This is a genomic window from Halomonas sp. AOP13-D3-9 (assembly GCF_052379125.1).
Lineage (GTDB): Bacteria > Pseudomonadota > Gammaproteobacteria > Pseudomonadales > Halomonadaceae > Vreelandella.
Genome location: NZ_JBQSYH010000012.1, coordinates 115,083 through 133,952, shown reverse-complemented (window position 1 = coordinate 133,952; position 18,870 = coordinate 115,083). Strand labels below are relative to the sequence as shown.

General features: G+C 55.2%; 2 protein-coding genes and 1 pseudogene. All 3 read right to left on the bottom strand.

The window, feature by feature from the left end:
- Positions 1-35: 35 nt before the first annotated feature.
- Positions 36-13,850 (bottom strand): amino acid adenylation domain-containing protein, encoded by a 13,815-nt coding sequence (locus ACT3UM_RS14720; protein WP_498899990.1) that lies wholly within the window; start codon positions 13,848-13,850, stop codon positions 36-38.
- Positions 13,847-17,482 (bottom strand): non-ribosomal peptide synthetase, encoded by a 3,636-nt coding sequence (locus ACT3UM_RS14715; RefSeq protein ID WP_498900072.1) that lies wholly within the window; start codon positions 17,480-17,482, stop codon positions 13,847-13,849. Before ACT3UM_RS14715 ends, ACT3UM_RS14720 begins: the two co-directional genes overlap by 4 nt.
- A pseudogene (locus ACT3UM_RS14710) lies at positions 17,468-18,820 on the bottom strand (non-ribosomal peptide synthetase); the annotation flags it as partial. The pseudogene ACT3UM_RS14710 and the gene ACT3UM_RS14715, both read right to left, overlap by 15 nt.
- Positions 18,821-18,870: the final 50 nt, after the last annotated feature.

Below are 18,870 nucleotides of genomic sequence, written 5' to 3'. Positions count from 1 at the left end.
CGAGAAGAGTAAGCATATTTGTCAGAAACCGGCCGTTAGGCCGGTAAATTCTCCTCTACACGCTTTGATGGATGCGACTCCTCTTGCAGTTTTTCCACCACCTGAAGCAACAACGAATCACTGGAAACAATCGAGAAGTGATCCTCAGAAGTTTCAATAGCCCGACATGGCGCTTGCCCCACTTGTTGCGTTAGCGCTTGCCGCTCCTCTTGTGGACGCCCCTCAGACCACCAACAATCCGCTTCACAGGTCAACGTCGGCAACGTATCAGACTCTAGGGAGAGCTTCTTAAGATGGCGTGCCACACAGAAGATCCGTGCCAGCTCCTCACCACCCAGAGCGGCATAACCTTCCCGCCCGTAGGACTTATCCGACGCCAGCAGGCGTTCTAGCATAATGGCCAGTTCCGCTTCACCCGGCTCTTCATGAGGTGTTGCGTTGTTAATATTGGCTACCATCTCGGACGGGATACCTGGCAAGATTACCGACGCATAAGCAGCAAAATCCTCCTGCCAGTTATCAACGCTCTTCTGGCCGCTACCGGGGATATAGGGATCCACCAGCGCCAACAGGCTCACCTCCTGGCCTTGCTTTTCAAGCCGTGCCGCAACCATTGCTGCCAAGGTACCACCTAGAGACCAGCCCAATATCCGGTAAGGCCCGTGAGGCTGCAAGCTACGGATAGTGGTTGCATAGTCATGAGCCATCGCTTCCAACGACGTATCACAATGCTGAGGATCTGTTAGCATCCGACACGGCAGCCCATATACCGTGCATACTCCCTGTAAACGCCGTGCCAGCGGCTGATAGTCGTAAAGGGTGCCCATACCAGCATGCACGCAAAACAGCGGTGACTGACCCTGACTCTCACCATTGAGCATAACCACACCATCCAGCAAGGCATCCGATGATTCTCCCAGCCCCAACAAGCCTGAAATGGTCGGCTTCTGCATCAGGTCACGTAGTTTGAAATCAAGCGTAGTCTCCTTTAGGGCGCGCACTCGGCTCAACACCTTCAGGCTCAGCAGGGAGTCCCCACCCAGCTCGAAGAAGTTATCAGTTTCTCCGATCCGCTCGATACCCAATACTTCCTGCCATATCTCAGCTAGCTGGCGGGCTTCCGGTGTAGAAGGGGCCACGTGCTCCCGATTTTCATCCAGCCGTGGCTCGGGTAACGCCGACTGATCCAACTTACCATTGACCATACGTGGCAGGGCTGTCAGCACCATCATATGTGCTGGCACCATGTAGTCGGGCAGATGCGCTTCGAAGTGTCGGCGTGCAAGGCGCACTAATCGATCGTTATCCGCCTCCTCATCAGCTACCAAATAAGCAACCAATTGATGGCCATTCGAGGTTTCATGGGTAACGATGGCGACATCACTCACGCCAGGTATTTCACGGGCACGTGCCTCTATCTCACCCAGCTCAATACGGAAGCCACGTACCTTCACTTGGTGATCCGCCCGGCCCATATACTCCATATTGCCATCTTCTCTCCAGCGCACCAGATCCCCGGTGCGGTAGAGACGCCCCCCTAAAGTATCGAAGGGATCGGCCACAAAGCGCTCGGCGGTCAAGCCGGTACGCCCAAGATAGCCTCGCGCCAAACCATAGCCACCGATATACAACTCGCCCACAACGCCCTTGGGTACCGGCTGTAGGTTGTCATCCAACACGTAGAGCGACCGCTCGCCCACAGGGCGACCAATCGGTGCATAGGCACAGTCAAAGGTCTCTTCGGCGGGTGTCTTCCACAGCAGTGGCGTCACCACTGTTTCGGTGGGCCCATAGCCATTAATGAACCAGCGCGGCCGCAACGTGCGGCGCGCCTTGTCATAGGCTGTCTTGGGCATCGCTTCACCACCGAAAACGTATAACTCCACCGGTGGCGTATCATCTCGCCCTTCTGCCCAGTCAGCGACTTGATTCAAGTAGGCCGGCGGGAAAGCCACGTTCGCTGCACGATAGTGTTGCAAGGCCGTATAGGCTTGTTCCGCTGTCCATAGCTCTTCTTCCCGAATGGCTAGGCTCATCCCCGAGCACAGGGCTGTCAGCCAGCGCTCATGGGCACCATCGAAGGAGAATGACATGAAGTGTAACTCGCAGGAGTCTGGTTCCATATCATAGAGCTCGCTGATCGCCTGGCAATGCATCGCCAGCGGGCCATGTGCCACCGTAACGCCTTTAGGTGTACCTGTAGAACCCGAGGTATAAATCACGTAAGCCAGGGACTCTTCGTGCACGGCCACATCGGGGTCAGCATCGTCATAACGGCTGAGATCGAGCGCCTCGCAATCCACATAAGGTATATCCTCTACCTTTGCCAAGCGCGGCAGTACCCCGTGCTGCGTTAGTAGCAGGGCCATGCCACTATCTTTGATCATAAAACTCAGACGCTCGGGCGGGTAAGTCGGATCGAGTGGCACATAAGCACCGCCCGCCTTCAGTACAGCCAACAGAGTAACAATGACTTGGGGCGAACGCTCTAGCGCCACGCCGACCCGCACATCTGGCCCCACGCCTTGCTCGCGCAGATAATGGGCCAAGCGGTTAGCCTGAGCGTTGAGTTGCGCATGACTTAAAGCCTGATCACCCATACGAAGCACAATATTATCTGGCCGTGTAACAGCATGCGCAGCGATACGGCGATGCACAGGCATGCGGGAGAATCCACTACGGCCACTCTGGCCCAATTCACTTAGTGCATCCCATTGAGTTGATTCAATCCATTCCAACTCACCCACAGGCCGCTCAGGCGACTCTGCCATCTGACGAATGAGCAGCTCCATAGCACATTTCAGTTCATCAACGAACAGCTCCGGGAAGTCGCTTCGGCTGTAGCAGTACTCGATCTCCAGCTCATCGTCGATCACCACCTGCAGATCCATCGCGTAGCCAGTTATGCCCTCCCCGGCAACCTCACCAAAGCGCAGACCATGCCGCTGCTGGTCACGCATTGTTCTATCGACGGGGAAGTTCTCAAATACAATGATGCTGTCGAACAGAGCGCGGCCCGATGACCCCGACCAGCGTTGGATATCTGCTAACGCGGCATGCTCATACTCGCGAATGCCCAGATTGGTTGCTTGCACGCTCTGCAAGTAAGCACCAACACTCTGCTCAGGCCGCGCCGCCAATGCCACGGGGATGGTGTTGATAAACAGGCCTACCATCTCCTCAGCGCCTTGCAGGCTCGGTGGGCGACCAGAGACTGTCGCGCCAAACACCACTCGTTCCTGATGACAGTAGCGCTGCAATAACACACCCCAGGCTGCCTGTACCAAAGTGTTTAGAGTCACGCGTTGCCGCTGGACAGCAGCTTTTAATAGCGCGGTATCTTGCCGTCCTAGACGGGTATAGCGTTTGGCGAAGCCCTGGGCCTCACTCTCCTGACGGGTCGACTCTGCCAGCAGCGTCGGCCCCTCTAGCCCCGTCAGTTCCGATGTCCAGAAGGCTTGGGTCAAAGCGGCATCCTGGCGCTGTAACCAGCGAATGTAGTCCCCGTAGGGCCGCCCAACGGCCGCCAAGGGCTCTTCCGCATAGCTGGCCAGCCACTCGTTAATTAGACGGGCTTCTGACCAGCCATCGGACAAGATATGGTGCCGAGTCCATATCAGTTGATAGCGGTCATCATCGAGTCGAATCAAATGCAACCAGGCTAAGGGTGGTGTCAGCCAGTCAATTTGGCGCTTAATTACTTGCTCAGCATAGGTGGCAAGGGACTCTTCAAGCCCATCTTTCCTATTGCGCCAATCCAACTGTACGATTTCAGGCTCTACTTGTGCCAAGACGAGTTGTAGTGGACGCGCCATACCCGCCTGCCATAAGAAACCCGTTCTTAGCGTGGCGTGGCGTTCGACCATAGCTTGCCAAGCCCTTACTAGCCTATTGGCATCCAGTCCACTGACGTCTACGTTCAATTGATTGACGTAGAGCCCCGGCTCTTCCGCTTCAAGAGAGTGGAAGAACATCCCCTCTTGCGTGGGCGACAGGGGGTAAACATCTTCGATATTGTCTTGGTCTAATCCTAGGGCTTCGATCTGCTCACTGCTCAGATAATCCGCCAATCCATTTAGCTCGACTTTCCGTTTTTGCGCCTCCTCCAGCGCACCGGACGCATTCAGCGCCAACTCGGCTATGCTCTGGTGCTCAAAGACTTGACGCGGAGTAACCATCCAACCAGCCCGTTGCAACCGTGAGACGATCTGAAGGCTGAGAATCGAATCACCACCTAGCTCAAAGAAGTTGTCGTGGCGACCCACTTGTTCGACGCCCAGTATCTCTGACCAGATTTCCGCCAGCGCTTCTTCCACCTCACCCTGGGGCGGCTCGTACTGCGAGTTACTGGTCAAGTCTGGTGCGGGCAGTGCCTTACGATCCACCTTACCGTTCGGGGTTAGCGGCAGCGCCTCCAGAGTGATTATCACTCCAGGCACCATATAATCTGGTAGCTTTTGTCCCAGCGTTTCGCGTAGCGAGGTAGTATCGAGCTCAACGTCGGTTTGGGGAACCACATAAGCCACCAATCTAGATCCGCTAGGCCCCTCTTGGGCAACCACCACTGCCTCGCGTATCTCCGACAGGGCTAGCAGTTGGGCTTCGATCTCGCCTAGCTCAATACGGAAACCGCGCACTTTGATCTGATGGTCAATCCGTCCCAAGTACTCAAGCTGGCCATCCTCCCGCCAACGCACTAGGTCACCGGTTCGATAGACTCGTTCGCCCGCAATAAAGGGGTCGGCCACGAAGCGCTCCGCCGTCAGTTCTGCACGACCCAGGTAGCCCCGCGCTAAGCCCACACCTCCTAGATACAACTCCCCCGCCACACCTAGGGGTGCCAAGTTGAGCGCACTATCCAAAACGTACAACTGCGTCGCCGCAATCGCCCTTCCCAGGAAAGCTTGGCAGCCCTTCACTTGATCCGTTGCTGACCAAATCGTGGTCTCAGTGGGGCCGTACATGTTCCACAATTCGACCCCCTGAGTTTGCAGATCCTCAGCCAAATCAGGTGGCAAAGCTTCACCGCCACATAGCCCCTTAAAGCCCTCTATGAGCGGAGCCGTCGTCCATGGCCAGCCTGACGAACGTAGCAACCGCCAGCCGGAGGGTGTCGCCTGCAGAACCGTCGCTTTTTCCTGATTGAGTAATTCACCCAAGGCCTTGCCATCTCGAGTCGTCTCGCGGCTCGCCAACACTACCCTTGCTCCGCTGATCAATGGCAGATACAGCTCCAGGGCGGCAATATCGAACGATAGTGAGGTCACCGCCACCAGGATATCGTCTGGGCTTAGGCCTGGGGTTTCCTGCATGCTTAATAAGAAATGGCTAAGCGCATGATGGCGCACCATCACTCCCTTGGGCCGTCCGGTGGAACCCGAGGTGTAAATAACATAGGCGAGATGTTCACTGTGCAGTGCCACCTCCGGGTTGGTTGACGCATGATGCGTCACATCCAAGCAATCCAGTTCAATAACGTTTAGCCCATCGGTCATCGGCAAGGTATCATGCAGATGTTGCTGGGTAAGCAGCAGCTCAATGCCACTATCTTCGACCATATAGGCCAATCGCTCGGCGGGGTAATCCGGATCCAACGGCACATAAGCACCACCTGCCTTAAGAATCGCCAGCAGCCCCACCACCATCTCGATGGAGCGCTCAACGGCAATACCTACCCGAGTCTCAGGTTTTACACCTAGACCGTTCAGATAGTGGGCCAGGCGATTGGCACGGGTGTTAAGTTCGGCGTAGCTCAGTGACTGCTCTTCAAATACGAGTGCCGTGCCCTCTGGGGTCGCCGCAGCCTGTCGCTCAACCAAGTGATGGACTGGAGAAGTGTCTGAATACTGTTGCGTATTCTCTCCCCACCCGTTCAACAACTGCTGTTCGTCTGCTCTGAGCAGACTGATCTCACTTAATGGTTGTCGAGGCACCGCTTGCAGGTTTTCTACGATGCCTGCAATGGCGGCACTCAGGTAGTCACACAACCGCTGAGCACCGATGATACGATTCACCTGCCCTACCAATTGGAAGCCGTTCCCAAGATCGTCCACCGACATCGTGATCGGGTAGTTGGTACGCTCCTGGCCACCCAGCACCTCCATACCTTCCCAGCTATGAACGGTGCTGCCCTCTTGCTGAGGTGCGATGTAACGATAGTTCAGCAGACTCGTGAATAGTGGCGTCCCACCAGGCAGCCCGCTGCAGCGCTGTGCGAGTCCAAGGCTGGCATGTTCATGGTGCATTAGCTCAGAAAGAGTATCGTGGGTGAGGCGTAGACACTTATTAACACTCTGGGAACCTGTTTTGATACACACTGGAAGCGTATTAATAAACATTCCCAGCGCCCGTTCGGCACCTTCAGTACCCTGCATGCGGCCGAAAAGCACGGTACCAAAAACCACATTATCCCGTCCGGTGGTTTTGCTGAGCACCAAGGCCCAGGCCAGATGGAACAGGCTGGCCGTGCTGACGCCATGACGCTGCGCCTGTTGCCGAACTTGCTGGGCCAGTTCCGCAGGCAAAGGAAGGCATACTTCCTCTATCTCACTGCCATCGCCGCGAACGTCTAGTAGTCCGAAGGGCGCGGTCGGTTCTTCAACATCGCCCAACCGCTCACGGAAGAAGGTTTCATGCTCTTCCTGGCTTACCCCTAGTCGGGCCTGTGCCACGAAGTTGCGGAAGGGTAGCGGCTTGGGCAACTCAGCTTCACGGTCTTGCTGTATCAGAGCGATCTCTTCCACCAATAACTCAAGGGTGGTGTGATCCATAACTAGATGGTGGCTAGGTAACTGTAGCAACCATCGCTCTTGCTCGGCATCGCATGCTGCCACCGCTCGTAGCATGGGTGCTCGGCGCACATCGATGCGATGATGTTCAGGATCCACCTGGGTGTATAACCATTCGGCGACACGACCAGCTACCTCATCCGGCACCGACGGCCATTCGACCTCCATTGCGGCATGCTTGTATACCACCTGCACCGGCTCACGGAGCCCTTCCCAGAGCACAGCGGTACGAAGAATATCGTGGCGGGCAATGAGCTGGTTAAAACCAGCAATAAACCTGTCCAATCGCTCCCGACCATCGAAACCAAGTAGACAGGGAAGCACATAAGTATCTCCCCGGTGCCGCAGACGGTGATGGAAAAGGATGCCCTCCTGCAACGGCGCCAATGGGTAGATGTCCTGGATGTTGGCAGCACCGCCGGGCACTGCCGCTTCGATCACGCCGATCTCTTCGGCATTGAGCTCGATGAGTGTCAGCATGCCCGGCTGGAGAACCTGACAGTCGTGGGGGATCAGATTGGGCGGGATGGTGATCTCAGCTTGCTCGGGCGCTTGCGTCAGCGCTTGAGCAAAGGCCGCCAGCTCCGAGTACTGGAATAATGTACGAACCTGCGCAGTCAGACCTTGATGCCGCATTTTCTCAAGCACCTTCAGAGCCAGCAGCGAATGCCCACCCAACTCAAAGAAATTATCGTGACGCCCAACCTGCTCCACCCCCAACACCTCGCTCCAGACCTTCGCCAAGACTGCTTCCACCTCTCCTTGCGGTGGCTCATACTGCGAGCTACTGGCTAAATCCGGTGCGGGCAGTGCCTTACGGTCTATCTTTCCATTGGCATTCAACGGCAGCGCATTGAGGATGACCACAGCCCCCGGCACCATATAATCCGGTAGTTTTTGACCCAGCGCTTCTCGTAGTGAGCTGATGTCGAGTTCACTCTCGGCCTGGGGAACCACATAAGCGACTAACCTAGCGCCACCGAGACCTTCTTGTGCCACCACCACCGCCTCACGCACCTCCGGCTGAGATAGTAGTTGAGCTTCAATCTCCCCCAGCTCAATGCGGAAGCCACGTACTTTCACCTGATGGTCGATACGCCCCAGGTACTCAAGCTGACCGTCTTCATGCCAGCGTACCAGATCACCAGTGCGATAGAGCCTCTCTCCCGAGCCAAACGGGTCAGCAACAAAACGCATCGCTGTCAGGCTACAGCGGTTCAAATAGCCGCGTGCCAAGCCTGCTCCTGATACGTAAAGCTCTCCAGGAATCCCTATAGGGGTACAATTAAGCTGGCTATCCAATACATATGCGCCGAGATCCGGTAGGGTAATCCCTATAGGACTACGCTGACCTGCCAGGTCATCAACTGTCACACGCCGATAAGTGACATGCACCGTGGTCTCAGTGATGCCATACATGTTGATCAGGCGGGGATGGTCATCACCGAAATGCTCAATCCAAGGGCGTAAGCTTTCCGGCTCCAAGGCTTCGCCACCGAAGATCACCACACGCAGTGCTAAATCTTCTGTGTTATAGAGATCGGGGGTAGCCATCAACTGCCGGAAGGCAGAAGGCGTCTGGTTTAGTACTGTCACTTGTTCCCGGCATAGCAGCTCAAGGAAGTCCTCTGGCGAACGGCTAACCCAGTAGGGCACCACGACGAGTTTTCCGCCAGTGCACAGTGCCCCAAACACCTCCCACACAGAGAAATCGAAGGCGTAAGAGTGGAACATCGTCCAGGCATCTTGCTCGTCAAAATTGAACCAAGGTGCAGTGGTATCAAGTAATCGCGTCACGTTCGCATGACATAGCTGCGCCCCTTTAGGTTGCCCTGTGGAGCCCGAGGTGTAGATCACATAAGCAAGATTTTCACCATGCAGCGCCACGTTTGGATTGGTCGACGCATTATGCGTCATATCCAACTGATCCAGCTCAATGACATTCAGGCTTTCAGCTACTGGTAACGACTCGCGAAGATGTTGTTGGGTAAGCAGCAACTCGATGCCGCTGTCTTCGACCATGTAGGCCAACCGATCACTCGGATAATCTGGATCTAGAGGTACATAAGCGCCACCCGCCTTAAGAATACCCAACAGCCCCACCACCATTTCGATGGAGCGCTCCATGGCGATGCCCACTCGGATTTCAGGCTTTACGCCTAGTCCGATCAGATAGTGAGCCAGTTGGTTGGCACGAGCATTGAGTTTGGCATAGCTGAGTGACTGCTCTTCAAATACGAGTGCCGTGACCTCTGGGGTTGCCGCTGCTTTACCCTCAAATAGATGATGAATCAGAGAAGTGCCTGAATACTGTTGCGTATTTTCTCCCCACTCGCTCAACAGCTGCTGTTCGCCTGTTCTGAGCAGGTTGATCTCACTTAATGGTTGTTGAGGCGCCACTTGCAGATTATCTACAATACCTAAAATGGCTGAGTTCAAGTAATCACACAGCCGCTGTGCACCAATCATTCGGCTAACCTGTCCTACCAGTTGGAAGCCGTTACCTAGATCGTCCACCGACATAGTGATCGGGTAGTTGGTGCGCTCCTGAGCCTCCAACAATTCCATGCCTTCCCAAGTATGAACAGGGGTTTCCTCTTGTTGAGCCGCGCCATACCGATAATTCAGCAAGCTTGTGAATAGCGGTGTTCCCCCCATCAAGCCACTGCTGCGCTGTGCTAACCCGAGACTGGCATGTTCATGGTGCATTAACTCAGATAGGGCACCGTGGGTTTGGCTCAGACACTTATCTACTCCCTGGGCACTGGTTTTGATGCGCACAGGAAGCGTATTAATAAACATCCCTAGTGCACGCTCTGCCCCCTCAATGCCCTGCATACGGCCGAACAAAACGGTGCCGAACACCACATCGTCCCGCCCGGTGGTTTTGCTTAGCACCAAAGCCCAGGCCAAGTGGAACAGGCTAGCCGTGCTGACACCATGCCGCTTGGCCTGTTGCCTCACCTTCTGGGCCAGTTCCGTGTCCAAAAGAACGCGTACTTCTTCGATATCGCTGCCATCGCCGCGAATGTCTAACAACCCAAAAGGCGCTGTCGGTTCTTCAATATCTCCCAACCGCTCGCGGAAGAAGGTTTCATGCTCTTCCAGGCTTATCTCTAGCCGGGCCTGCGCCACGAAGTTACGGAATGGGATCGGCTTGGGCAATTCGTCCTCGCGGCCTTGCTGGATCAGGGCAATTTCTTCCACCAGTAGCTCGAGGGTGGTGTGATCCATGACCAAGTGGTGACTAGGTAGCTGCAGCAGCCAGCGGTTCTGCTCAGCATCGTGGGCAGCCAGCGCCCGAATCATAGGTGCTTGGCGCACATCGAGGCGGTGGTTCTCAGTATCCACCTCGGCATTCAGTCGTTCGGCAACGCTTTGTGATGGGACACCATCCAGGGTTAGCCACTCTAGGGCTAATTCGGCATGCTGGTATACCACCTGCACCGGCTCACGCAGGTTTTCCCACAGTACAGCAGTGCGAAGGATGTCGTGGCGGGCAATCAGTTGATTAAAACCGGAAATGAATGTTTCCAGCAGTTCTCGGCTGTCGAAGCCAAGCAGACGCGGAGCGACATAGGCATCGCCCTCTTCCTGCAACCGGTGGTGAAAGAGGATACCCTCCTGTAGCGGTGCTAGCGGGTAGATATCCTGAATATTGCTAGCACCGCCAGGCACTGCCGCTTCGATCACGCTGATCTCTTCGGCATTAAGCTCGATTAGCGTCAACATCTCAGGTTCGAGAGCTTGACAATCGTGGGGAATCCGGTTGGGCGGGATGATGATTTCCTGCCGCTCTGATCTCTGCGTCAATACCTGGGCGAAGACCGCCAGTTCCGGGAATTGGAACAGCGTGCGTACCTGCGCCGTTAGCCCCCGATGCCGCATTTGCTCCAACACTTTCAGAGCCAATAGCGAATGACCACCTAACTCGAAGAAATTATCGTGACGGCCCACCCTTTCGACGCCAAGTATTTCTGACCAGATTTCCGCCAGCGCTTCTTCCACCTCGTCTTGAGGCGGCTCGTACTGCGAGCTACTAGCCAAATCCGGCTCGGGCAACGCCTTGCGATCTACCTTGCCGTTAGCATTCAGCGGCAGTGCATCGAGAGTGACCACAACTCCCGGCACCATATAATCTGGCAACTTTTGACCCAATCGATCGCGTAATTTACTGGTGCCGAGTTCACAGTCGGCTTGGGGAACCACATACGCCACCAGTATCGAGCCACCAGGGCCTTCTTGGGCGACCACCACCGCCTCGCGAATTTCCGGTCGCGATAGCAGTTCAGCTTCGATCTCACCTAACTCAATACGTAGGCCGCGTATTTTCACCTGGTGATCAAGGCGGCCCAGGTACTCGAGCTGACCATCCTCTCGCCAGCGCACCAGATCGCCAGTGCGGTAAAGGCGTTCGCCCTCGGCGAACGGATCAGAGATAAAACGCTCCGCCGTTAGATCACTGCGATTGAGATACCCACGGGCTAGGCTTACCCCGCCGAGATAGAGCTCTCCCGCAACACCCGTTGGCGCCAGGTTAAGCTCACTATCCAAGACATAGGTACGGGTACTGCTAATGGGTCGCCCAATGGGAATCTGACGGTGAGCGTCACCACGACACCACCAGTGAGTGACATGAATGGTGGTTTCTGTGGGGCCATAAAGATCGTGCAGGTTGGCACCCTCAAGACACTCAGCTACGTCCTGCTGTAACGTGGCTGGAACGGCCTCGCCACCGCACATAATATGCTTGAGTCGCGTCTTGGCCTTCACATCGGGATAGGCCAGGAAGGCCTTGAGCATTGAAGGCACAAAGTTGAGCGTGGTGACGCCGTGCCGCTGGATCAGCTCGATGATGCGCTCTGGATCTCGATGATCTCCTGGTTGGGCAATCACCAAACGTGCCCCGACACTCAGCGGCCAGAAAATCTCCCACACAGAGACGTCGAACCCGAACGGTGCCTTATGCAATACGGCATCGGTATCGATGAGCTGATAGGTCTCCTGCATCCAGACCATACAGTTGGTCAAGGCCTCATGGCGGATGGCGGCGCCCTTGGGCCGCCCGGTGGAGCCCGAGGTGTAAATCACATAGGCGAGGTGCTCGCCGTGAATCGCCACCGCCGGATCGGTAGAGCCGTGATGTGCAACGTCCAGCCTATCTAACTCAACAACGCTTAGGCCATCAGCTACCGGCAGTGACTCGCGCAAGTGGTGCTGAGTCAGCAACAGCTCGATGCCACTATCGTCGGCGATGAACGCCAGCCGCTCCGAAGGATACTCGGGATCCAGTGGCACATAGGCGCCCCCCGCTTTGAGAATCGCCAGCAACCCCACCACCATCTCGATGGAACGCTCCATGGCAATACCCACTCGGGTCTCAGGTTTTACGCCTAGGCCGATAAGGTAGTGAGCCAACTGGTTGGCGCGGGTATTGAGTTCGGCGTAGCTGAGTGACTGATCTTCAAATACTAGCGCTGTGGCCTCTGGGGTTGCAGCAACCTGTCGCCCAATTAGGCTATGGATTGGCTGAGCATCGGTATACCGCTGTGTGTTTACACCCCATTCCTGTAATTTTAGCTGTTCATCTTTACCTAGCAGCTCGATATCGCTCAACGCGCGTTCTGGCACCTCCGCCAGCACCTGTAGAATAACCATATAGTGCTGAGCTAGGCGCTCAATGGTGGTTGCATCAAACAGCTCTTCTGCATAAACGAAGCTTGCCTCCAGGCAGCCATCCTTGCGCTCTACCACATTTAGCGTCAGTTCTAACTGTGCTCTTCCCTGTTCCAGCGGCCAGGTGCTCAGTTCCAGTCCTGGTAGCGTCTGCAGTGATCCATGATCTTGCCGCTGGTGATTGAACATCACCTGGAACAGCGGCGTGTGGCTCAGGCTACGCTCGGGCTGAAGCGCTTCCACTAATTGCTCAAAAGGGAGATCCTGATACTCTTGTGCGTCCAACGCCGCACGTTTGCTCTGTTGCAGCGCCTCAGCCAAGCTCCGGCGACCATCCAACTGGTTGCGTAATACCTGAGTATTAACGAAAAAGCCCACCACACTTTGGGTTTCCGTGCGGTGACGGTTGGCAATCGGTACCCCAACCCGGATATTTTCCTGCCCCGTATATCGATACAACAGCGCTTGGAAACCGGTGAGTAACGTCATAAACAAGGTGGCACCCTGCGCCTGAGCTCGCTGACGCAACCCGCTTACCAATAGCTCAGGGAACATAATTTGGTGGCACGCAGCATGATAATGTCCATCGTTGCGACGCGGGCGATCAGTCGGTAGTTGCAGTACCGGGTGCTCGTCACCCAGTTCCGTCTGCCAATAATCAAGCTGACGCTCTTTCTCGCCCGCTTCCATCCATTGACGCTGCCATAGCGCATAATCTGCATACTGAATCGGCAAAGCTGGCGACTGCCAAGTCTCACCCATCACACGGGCACGATAGTCGGCAGTAAACTCATCAATGATCAACTGCATTGACCAACCATCAGAGATGATGTGGTGAATCACCACTACCAGAAGGTGTTCCTCTTCGGCTAAGCGCAATAGCCCCACCCGCAACATTGGCCCCTGCTCCAAGTCGAAGGGGTCATTGCAAAGCCGATCAACCTGATTTTCTATTGCAACCTCTTGCTCATCCTTCGCCATATGGCCTAGGTCGACCTCATGCAATGCGAAGTTGCTATCAGCCTGCACCACTTGCATCACCCCGCCCTCGCCATCGTCACGGAAGACCGTGCTCAATGCCTCATGACGAGATATTAAGGCGGCGAAGCTACCCCGCAGTGCTCCAGAGTCAAGAGCCCCCTTAAGGGTCAGAGCACCCGTAATATGGTAGGCGCTGCTTTTAGGATCCATGCGCCACAGAAACCACTGGCGAAGCTGGGCATAAGAGGGTGAGCAAGTTTTCTGTTGTGATGCAGGGCGAGAAAGAATTGGGAACTGGCCAATGCCTAACCCCTGTGTACGAATCTTGTCGTAAACCACGCGGCGCTGCTCGGCAGGCAATCCGGCAAAGCGTTCCGCAATACGACGGGTATCGATATTACTCATTGAACGGTATCCATGCTGTCGATGAAGGAATCAATATCGGAGAGCGATTGCTCAAAGGGGTACCCACTGTTTAGTGCGGCTATACATTCTGCTAAATCGCTAAGTAATGGATGTTTAAACACTTCAGATATTTTGAGCTCAACTTGCATATCTGCTTGAACGCGAGCCACTATCTGCACAGCAAGTAGCGAGTGCCCCCCCAGCTCAAAGAAGTTGTCGTGGCGACCCACTTGTTCGACGCCCAATATCTCTGACCAGATTTCCGCCAGCGCTTCTTCCACCTCACCCTGGGGCGGCTCGTACTGCGAGTTACTGGTCAAGTCTGGTGCGGGCAGTGCCTTACGATCCACCTTACCGTTCGGGGTTAGCGGCAGCGCCTCCAGAGTGATTATCACTCCAGGCACCATATAATCTGGTAGCTTTTGTCCCAGCGTTTCGCGTAGCGAGGTAGTATCGAGCTCAACGTCGGTTTGGGGAACCACATAAGCCACCAATCTAGATCCGCTAGGCCCCTCTTGGGCAACCACCACTGCCTCGCGTATCTCCGACAGGGCTAGCAGTTGGGCTTCGATCTCGCCTAGCTCAATACGGAAACCGCGCACTTTGATCTGATGGTCAATCCGTCCCAAGTACTCAAGCTGGCCATCCTCCCGCCAACGCACTAGGTCACCGGTTCGATAGACTCGTTCGCCCGCAATAAAGGGGTCGGCCACGAAGCGCTCCGCCGTCAGTTCTGCACGACCCAGGTAGCCCCGCGCTAAGCCCACACCTCCTAGATACAACTCCCCCGCCACACCTAGGGGTGCCAAGTTGAGCGCACTATCCAAAACGTACAACTGCGTCGCCGCAATCGCCCTTCCCAGGAAAGCTTGGCAGCCCTTCACTTGATCCGTTGCTGACCAAATCGTGGTCTCAGTGGGGCCGTACATGTTCCACAATTCGACCCCCTGAGTTTGCAGATCCTCAGCCAAATCAGGTGGCAAAGCTTCACCGCCACATAGCCCCTTAAAGCCCTCTATGAGCGGAGCCGTCGTCCATGGCCAGCCTGACGAACGTAGCAACCGCCAGCCGGAGGGTGTCGCCTGCAGAACCGTCGCTTTTTCCTGATTGAGTAATTCACCCAAGGCCTTGCCATCTCGAGTCGTCTCGCGGCTCGCCAACACTACCCTTGCTCCGCTGATCAATGGCAGATACAGCTCCAGGGCGGCAATATCGAACGATAGTGAGGTCACCGCCACCAGGATATCGTCTGGGCTTAGGCCTGGGGTTTCCTGCATGCTTAATAAGAAATGGCTAAGCGCATGATGGCGCACCATCACTCCCTTCGGCCGTCCGGTGGAACCCGAGGTGTAAATGACATAGGCGAGGTGCTCACCATGCAGAGCTAATTCGGGATTATTCAAGGCATGGTGCGCTACTTCTAGACGATCCAGCTCGATAACGCTCAGACTCTCAGCTACCGGTAACGTATCGCGAAGATGCTGCTGAGTAAGCAGCAGCTCAATGCCACTATCTTCGACCATATAGGCCAACCGCTCGGCAGGGTAATCCGGATCCAACGGTACGTAAGCACCACCTGCCTTGAGAATCGCCAGCAGCCCCACCACCATCTCGATAGAGCGTCCCACAGCAATTCCCACTCGGGTTTCAGGTTTTACGCCTAAGCCAATCAAGTAGTGGGCTAAACGATTGGCGCGGGTGTTAAGCTCGGCGTAGCTAAGTGACTGCTCTTCAAAGACGAGTACCGTAGCCTCTGGGGTTGCCGCAGCTTGGCGCTCAATCAGATGGTGAATCGGCGGAGCATCGGAGTAATGCTGCGTATTCACTCCCCATCCCTGCAATTGATGCTGCTCGGTTTTATTGAGCAGCTCGATATCTCTCATCGCTCGCTGCGGCCTTGCTTGCAGATGTTTTACGATGCCTGCAATGGCAGTTTCCAGGTAATCACATAGCCGCTGCGCACCGATTATACGGCTCACCTGACCAACCAACTGGAAGCCGTTCCCAAGATCGTCCACCGACATCGTGATCGGGTAGTTGGTACGCTCTTGAACGTCCAGCACCTCCATACCTTCCCAGCTATGAACGGTGCTGCCCTCTTGCTGAGGTGCGATGTAACGATAGTTCAGCAAACTGGTAAACAGAGGCGCCCCCCCAGATAGACCACTACAGCGCTGCGAGAGGCCAAGGCTGGCATGCTCGTGGTGCATTAGCTCAGACAGAGTATCGTGGGTGTGACGCAGGCACTTATCGACACCTTGAGTGCCCATTTTGATACGCACAGGGAGCGTATTAATAAACATCCCCAGCGCCCGCTCGACTCCCTCGGTACCCTGCATGCGGCCGAACAGCACGGTGCCGAACACCACATCGTCCCGTCCGGTGGCTTTACTCAGCACCAGTGCCCAGGCTAGATGGAACAAGCTGGCCGTGCTGACACCATGGCGCTGGGCCTGTTGCCGAACTTGCAGGGCTAGTTCCGCTGGCAAAGGAAGGCGAACTTCCTCGATCTCGCTGCCATCGCCACGAACGTCTAACAGGCCGAAGGGCGCGGTCGGTTCATCAATATCGCCCAACTGCTCTCCGAAGAAGGCCACATGCTCTTCATGGCTTACCCCTAGTCGGGTCTGGGCAACGAAATTGCGGAATGGAAGGGGTTGCGGTAGCTCATCTTCGCGGCCTTGCTGGATCAAGGCAATCTCTTCTACCAGTAGTTCGAGGGTGATGTGATCCATGACTAGATGGTGGCTAGGTAACTGTAGCAACCATCGCCCTTGCTCGGCATCGTATGCGGCTACCGCTTGTATTATCGGTGCTTGGCGCACATCAAGGCGATGATAATCAGGATCTACCTCAGCATTCAGTTGTTCGACAACACTAAGTGAAGAAACATGATCCAATTCTAACCATTCAAGCTCCAACTCGGCATGCCTACACACCACCTGCACTGGCTCTCGTAAGCCCTCCCAGAGCACGGCGGTACGCAGAATATCGTGTCGGGCAATGAGCTGGTTAAAACCGGCAATAAAGGCCTCCAGCCGTTCTCGGCTGTCGAAGCCAAGCAAGTGTTGGGTCACATAGGCATCGCCCTCTTCCTGCAGTCGATGGTGAAATAGGATACCCTCCTGCAGAGGTGCCAACGGGTAGACATCCTGAATGTTGCTGGCTCCACTCGGCACTGCTGCTTCAATCGCACTGATCTCTTCGCCATTGAGTTCAATCAAAGGCAGCATCTCGGGCTGGATTGCCGAGCAGCCATCTGGAATACGGTTGGGCGGGATAATGATTTCCTGCCGCTCTGATGTCTGCGTTAGTACCTGGGCGAAGGCCGCCAGTTCTGGGAATTGAAACAGCGTGCGTACCTGCGACGTTAGTCCCCGATGCCGCATTTGCTCCAGCACTTTCAGAGCCAATAGCGAATGGCCGCCCAGCTCGAAGAAGTTGTCGTGGCGGCCCACCCTTTCGACGCCAAGTATCTCTGACCAGATTTCCGACAGCGCTTTTTCCACCTCGCTTTGAGGCGGCTCGTACTGCGAGCCACTGGCCAAATCCGGCTCGGGCAGAGCCTTACGGTCTACCTTACCGTTGGCATTCAACGGTAGTGCATCAAGCGTGACCACGGCTCCCGGCATCATATAGTCTGGCAGATGTTGGCTCAACTGCTCGCGTATTGAGGTGGCGTCAAGTTCCATGCCGGCTTGGGGAACCACATAAGCCACCAACCTCGGGCCACTAGATCCATCTTGGGAGACCACCACCGCCTCGCGAACCGCCAGTTGCAATAACAACTGCGCTTGAACTTCCCCCAACTCCACACGATGTCCTCGGATTTTAACTTGATCATCCATACGACCAAGGAACTCCAAGCTTCCGTCTGGCAACTGCCGCACACTGTCGCCGGTGCGATATAAACGTTCTCCTTCACCAAAGGGGTCAGCTACAAATCGTTCCGCCGTCATATCAAGGCGCCCCAGATAACCGCGGGCCAACCCCACCCCTCCTAGATAAAGTTCACCGTTCACTCCTTGAGGCACAAGGTTCATCCAAGGGTCAAGTACTCGAATTTGCATGTTACGCAAGGGGGTGCCAATCGGTAGCGTGGATGCTCGCTGATCAGCGCTTTCATGTCTTTGTGTCAAAGCTCCGACAGTGGTCTCAGTGGGGCCATAATGGTTAACAACTTGGCAAGATGGATTTAGTTCTGAGATCCAGTTAACCAGAGACCAATCGCTTGCCTCCCCACCAAGAACCAAACACCTTCTCGGCAATGTATTTAATGGATTCTTTATACTCATTAAAGCGCGCAAATGGCTAGGCACTATTTTGAGGACATCAATTTCATGCTCATGCATGTATCTAGTAAAAGCATCTGGATCAAGCGTGCGATCAGATGAAATCAAATGAAGAGTTCGACCCTTGCACAAGGCACCGAATAGCATGGTATGGCCTAAGTCCGCGGCTATTGTCGACACCATTGCAAAACTACGAGCATCATTAGATAACGCTAAAACCTCCAGAACCCCTTCCACATAATTGCTCAGAGCACCATGCGTGATCCCAACCCCCTTAGGTCGTCCAGTAGAGCCCGAGGTGTAAATCACGTAGGCTAGATGTTCGCTATGCAGTACCACTTCTGGATTGGTAGAGGCATGGTGTGCTACTTCTAGTCGATCCAGCTCAATAATGCTCAGCCCATCAGTTACCGGCAGCGTCTTACGTAAGTGTTGCTGGGTGACCAACATCATGATGCCGCTGTCTTCGACCATATAGGCCAGCCGCTCGGCGGGGTAATCCGGATCCAGCGGCACATAAGTGCCACCCGCCTTGAGAATAGCCAGTAACCCCACCACCATATCAACCGAGCGCTCCATGGCGATGCCTACTCGGGTTTCAGGTTTTACACCCAAACCAATCAGATAGTGCGCCAAGCGATTGGCGCGGGTATTGAGTTCTGCGTAGCTGAGTGACTGATCTTCGAATACTAGCGCTGTGATATCAGAGGCTGCCGCTGCTTGGCGTT